Here is a 4,888-nt window from a genome sequence, read left to right on the forward strand (position 1 = left end):
CGGTCATGCAGAGGACGGAATTTCATCTCTGATCTCTCCTGTGTCCCACCCGCTAAATTGCGGTAAATTCTAGGATTTCTGGGGTTGTTAGCACTCGACCATAGTGAGTGCTAACGCGACAGATAGGGGCTGCCCCCGGTCCTGTCAAGGAGAGTCGGAGGGGCTTTTTCGTTAACGCTTCCGGCGGCGGAACGCCTGGTCCGCGTCCCGGCCCCGGCGCTGCTCGCATTTGTATCCTCCGCCCGAAACTGTAGGATGCGCCCAAAATTTCCGGACGGGGGACAATCATGACGAGTGAAGCACTGGCCGCAGCACGGGCACTGGTCGGCAAGCCGGGGTCACGCGCGGCCATACCAACGCCCGCCCTCGTCCTTGATCTTGATGCCTTTGAGCGCAACGTCGCTCTCATGGCAGATCATTGCAGGGTGAACGGCCTTGGTCTGCGTCCCCATGCCAAGACCCACAAATCGGTCGCGATTGCCAGGGCGCAGATTGCGGCAGGGGCGCTTGGCCAGTGCTGCGCGAAGCTCGGTGAGGCGGAAGCGATGGCTGCGGGCGGCATTGAAAGCATCCTCATCACCTCTCCCGTCGTGACGGCGGGGGGCATCGCGCGACTCATGGCGCTGAACACGAAACTACCCGACCTGATGGTCGTGGTTGATAACCCGGAAAATGCGCGGGCCCTTGCGGCTGCGGCGGCAGAAGCAAGGCGCCCGCTCAAGGTGTTGGTGGACCTTGACGTTGGCCTGCACCGCACCGGCATCCGCCCCGGAGAGGACGCAACGGAGCTTGCCGAACTGCTCGATGCGGCAGAGTTTCTGGAACTGCGCGGCCTTCAGGCCTATGCGGGCCACCTCATGCATATCCATGATTTCGCGGAGCGGCGCGAAAAGTCACTCGCCGCGATGAAGGTGCTGGGCGAGCAGCGCGATGCGCTGAAGGCGAAGGGGCTTTGCTGCGACATCATCAGCGGGGGCGGCACGGGCAGCTACAATATCGACCCCGAGGCCAATGTGCTGACAGAGCTGCAGGGCGGCTCCTACATCTTCATGGACAAGCAATATGGCGATCTGGCACTCGGCAATGGCGCGAGTTTCCCCTTCGCCACATCGCTTTTCGTGCAGATGTCCGTCGTCTCGAATAACACGCGAAACCTTGCGACGACCGATGCGGGCTTCAAGGCTTTCGCTACGGATGCCGAGCCGCCGGTCCTTCTCTCCGGCGCACCGGAAGGGGCGAGCTATTTCTTCTTCGGCGATGAACAGGGTGGTATCCTGCTTCCTGATGGGGCGCATCTGCCGCTTGGCAGCGTGCTCACCGCGATGACGCCGCATTGCGACCCGACGGTGAACCTTTACGACGCCTATCATGTCGTGCGGGGCGACACGCTGGTTGATATCTGGCCAATCGAGGCGCGCGGGCGAAGCGCCTGAGCGGAATCATCCGCCGCGCATTTCCATCTCCAGCCGCTCCCATAGCGGGCGGCAGTCGATGATCGTTCCTTCGCGCATGGCGCGGTCCACCGCCATGATGGTGAGACCTGCCACCATCGCATCATGCACGCGAACGGGGAAAGGCGCGCCATCGAGAAGATGCGCGGCGAGGTCACGGCTCATCTGCTCATCCGAGCCATAATGCCCTTCGACGCTTGCCGGGAACTCCTCAATCTCCGGCTCCTCAGCGCCCATCGCATCGCGGAAGGTGAGGCGGTTTGTCACGAGATCGGCTTCAAGCGCGCCATTCAGCCCCGCGAAATACCAGCGCCGCTGCAAAATCCCCGCGTGGCTGTTTGCGTGGAAGGCAAGGCGGACGCCATTTTCATATTCGATGAGCGTCACCTGATTGTCGGCCACATCGGCATCGGAGCGGAACACGCTCTCGCCCGCATTCCAGCCCGCGCGCCAGAGCGTATAGGCAGGCGTGCCATCGCCATGCTTCCGCCCGGCCAAAGCTTCATTCTTCGGTGTGAAGATGGAGCGTCCGCCAAAACTCACAACACGCGCAGGCAGCGCGCCCGCAAACAGCCGGTAGAGATCGAAATCGTGACAGCATTTGTCGAGCAGGAAGGAGCCGCCATGCTTCTCATGCCGCCGCCAGTCACGCATCAGAAAGGCGCCATGTTCGGGGTGGAGATGCTCATTGCCTTCAAAGCTGATGAGCGGTCCGAGCTTTTCGCGCAGCATCCGCGTCACAGCGGCGACAAGGGGCGCAGAGCGCAACACGAGGCCAACAAGCACCGCGTTCTGCCCATGCGTATGGAGAAGCCGTGCCAGCTCCCATGTCTCTTCTTCCGTGCGAACCACCGGCTTTTCGGTGAAGACACGGATGCCCGCCTCAAGCCCCGCCTTGATATGCTCAAGATGGAGATGATTGGGCGATCCCACCATGAGAAGGTCGGGTGATGTCTCCCGCAGCATGGTAGCGACATCGCCATAGGCAGCACCCGCATCAATGCCGCGTTTTGAAAGCGCAGAAAGCCCTGTCGGCGCGGGGTCCGCATAGGCGACAATTCTTATATTGGGCGCTGCGGCATGGAGATTGCGGATCACGGTCGCGATACGCCGCCCAAGGCCCGCGACAGCGATGGTGTAGGTGCCGCTTGTCTTCATGGGAAAGGCTTCCGGCTCTTCTTTGACGGGTGAGGCGAAGGAATACGCCACACTTTGAAAAGATGCAGCATACTCTTCATTTGACAAGGGCGGGAAGGACGGGCGAACGCGCCCGGAGAGAAAGGATGACGAAATGAGACTGGGAATCCTGACGGGTGGCGGCGATGTGCCGGGTCTCAATCCTTGCATCAAGGCCGTTGTGCGGCGCGCGGCAGAGCTTGGCTGGGAGGTTCTCGGTTTCCGGCGGGGCTGGGCCGGGCCGCTTCACTACAACCCGGATGATCCCGAAGGAAGCGAAGAGCATCTGATGCGCCTCGATACGGGAGCCGTGCGCACCATCGACCGCATGGGCGGCACCATTCTGCGCACGACGCGGATTGATCCATACTGGATGGTGGAAGAGAAGCTCCCCGATTTCCTGCGCGGGAAGTTCAAGCCGGCATCGGATGGCACGTTTGATGCGACACCGCATATTCTGCGTGTGCTGGAGCATCTCGGCATTGATGTCATGGTGACGATTGGCGGCGATGGCACGCTTGCCTATGCCGCCCATCTCCACAAGCAGGGCGTGAAGATCGTCTCCATCCCGAAGACGATGGATAATGATGTTCATGGGACGGATTATTGCATCGGCTTCTCGACCGCCATATCCCGTTCCGTAGAGCACATAAATGCGCTTCGCACCTCCACCGGCAGCCATGAGCGCATTGCGGTGGTAGAGCTTTTTGGCCGCAACTCCGGCGAGACGGCGCTTGTCTCAAGCTATCTGGCAGATGTGGACCGGGCGATCATCGCAGAAGTGCCTTTCAATCCCGAAAAGCTTGCAGACCTTGTGGCGGGGGATCGCATGGAAAATCCGGCGCGCTACGCAATGGTCGTTATATCGGAAGGTGCGCGTGTCGAAGGCGGCGAGCGCCAGCATTACGGCCAGCCAGATGAATATGGCCGTCAGCGCCTTGGCGGGATCGGCCATTATCTCGGTGAAGAACTGACCCGCCTCACCGGCATCGACACCATCACCCAGTCACTTGCCTATCTCATGCGGGCAGGCGCGCCGGATGCGCTCGATCAGATGGTGGCAAAAGGATTTGGCACGCTGGCCGTGCAGGAAATCGCAGCGGGCCGCACCGGATTCATGACGGCGCTGCGCGATGGAAACTATGCAACGGTGCCGGTCACGCTATGCACGGAAGGCAAGAAGCGTGTCGATGTGGATGCCTTCTACGACAGGGAGACCTATCGCCCCCGCATCGCAAAAGTGCTTGGTACGCCGATGTTTCTCTATTGAGATTTGGTGACGATCAGCGTTTCAGCTGCATGGTGATGCGCGCTTCTTCGGCATCATCGCCAATCGCGGTGAAGCCGAAACGCTGATAGAGCGAGTGAGCATCATTTGTGGACAACATGATGCGCCGCACCGCTGCGAGGGCGGGATCATTCAGCATTGTCTCGACAAGCCATTTGCCGAGGCCCTCGCCGCGATGGATCGGGAGAATGTACACATCGCTCATCCACGCGAAACGCGTGTAGTCCGTCACCATGCGGGCAAAGCCGGCCTGCTCGCCCTGCGGCGAATAAAGCCCATAGGCGCGTGAGTTCTCGATGCTTGTCCAGAGGTCTTCTTTCGACACATCGCGCGCCCAATAGGTGGCGCCGAGCATCTTCAGAATAGAGTCACGATCCAGTCTCGATTTATCGGTAGTGATCTCAAAGCCATGTCTGGTCCAGGAGGAAATCTCCAAGGAACTCATACGCCACTCACTTTCTTAATTATTGTGCCCCCGCCCGTTGAGCATAAGCCCACGCCTCTTCTGCAAGCGGACGAACATTCGCTGCCATCTGCTTTGCATGCTCGCTGGAGGCAGTGCCATCCCTCACACGCCCAGCGATTCCCTGAAGGATACCGGCAAGTCGGAAGAAATTATACGAAAAATAGAAATCTAGATTATCGATGCCGGGGCGGTTGGTCCGCTCGCAATACATCGCAATATATTCTTCAAGCGAAGGAATGCCGAGCTGCTTGAGATCGGCATTGCGGATGGAGCCTGTTCCGCCGCCCGTGCCCTGACCCGGCATCACCCACTGCATCAGGCTGTAGGTGAAGTCGCCAAGCGGGTGGCCGAGCGTTGAAAGTTCCCAGTCCAGAACCGCAATCACTCTCGGCTCGGTCGGGTGAAGGATCGTGTTGTCGAGGCGATAGTCACCATGAACGATGGAGGTGGACGTATCCTCCGGCACATTCTTCGGCAGCCACTCCATGAGCTTGTTCATTTCCGGAA

General features: G+C 59.9%; 5 protein-coding genes. 2 read left to right on the forward strand and 3 right to left on the reverse strand.

Annotated elements, in window-relative coordinates; translation table 11 throughout:
- The first annotated feature begins 287 nt into the window (after nucleotides 1–287).
- Nucleotides 288–1,433 (forward strand): DSD1 family PLP-dependent enzyme, encoded by a 1,146-nt coding sequence (locus WBF74_RS04705; protein ID WP_424435920.1) that lies wholly within the window; start codon nucleotides 288–290, stop codon nucleotides 1,431–1,433.
- 6 nt (nucleotides 1,434–1,439) lie between these two features.
- Here WBF74_RS04705 and WBF74_RS04710 read toward each other — a convergent pair whose 3' ends face one another.
- Nucleotides 1,440–2,609: a Gfo/Idh/MocA family protein gene (locus WBF74_RS04710; protein WP_424435923.1), complete on the reverse strand. Its 1,170-nt coding sequence runs from the start codon at nucleotides 2,607–2,609 to the stop codon at nucleotides 1,440–1,442.
- Between the two features lie 133 nt (nucleotides 2,610–2,742).
- On the opposite strand from WBF74_RS04710, the gene WBF74_RS04715 reads away from it, so the two are divergent.
- Nucleotides 2,743–3,897, forward strand: coding sequence for a 6-phosphofructokinase (locus tag WBF74_RS04715; protein WP_424435926.1), 1,155 nt, complete (start codon nucleotides 2,743–2,745; stop codon nucleotides 3,895–3,897).
- A gap of 13 nt (nucleotides 3,898–3,910) precedes the next feature.
- On the opposite strand, the gene WBF74_RS04720 is transcribed toward WBF74_RS04715, so the two are convergent.
- Nucleotides 3,911–4,360 (reverse strand): GNAT family N-acetyltransferase, encoded by a 450-nt coding sequence (locus WBF74_RS04720; RefSeq protein WP_424435929.1) that lies wholly within the window; start codon nucleotides 4,358–4,360, stop codon nucleotides 3,911–3,913.
- Nucleotides 4,361–4,379: 19 nt separating this feature from the next.
- Nucleotides 4,380–4,888, reverse strand: a 509-nt coding sequence (locus tag WBF74_RS04725) for a phosphotransferase (protein WP_424435932.1), incomplete at its 5' end; no start/stop codon positions are given.

Origin of the sequence: Parvibaculum sp., assembly GCF_049672805.1 — a bacterium.
In the GTDB taxonomy this organism is placed as follows: Bacteria; Pseudomonadota; Alphaproteobacteria; order Parvibaculales; family Parvibaculaceae; genus Parvibaculum.

What these genes read in the sequence shown, in the direction of transcription:
- WBF74_RS04705 (WP_424435920.1), top strand. Translation starts at nt 288, where the DNA reads ATGACGAGTGAAGCACTGGCCGCAGCACGGGCACTGGTCGGCAAGCCG.
- WBF74_RS04710 (WP_424435923.1), bottom strand. Translation starts at nt 2,609, where the DNA reads ATGAAGACAAGCGGCACCTACACCATCGCTGTCGCGGGCCTTGGGCGG.
- WBF74_RS04715 (WP_424435926.1), top strand. Translation starts at nt 2,743, where the DNA reads ATGAGACTGGGAATCCTGACGGGTGGCGGCGATGTGCCGGGTCTCAAT.
- WBF74_RS04720 (WP_424435929.1), bottom strand. Translation starts at nt 4,360, where the DNA reads ATGAGTTCCTTGGAGATTTCCTCCTGGACCAGACATGGCTTTGAGATC.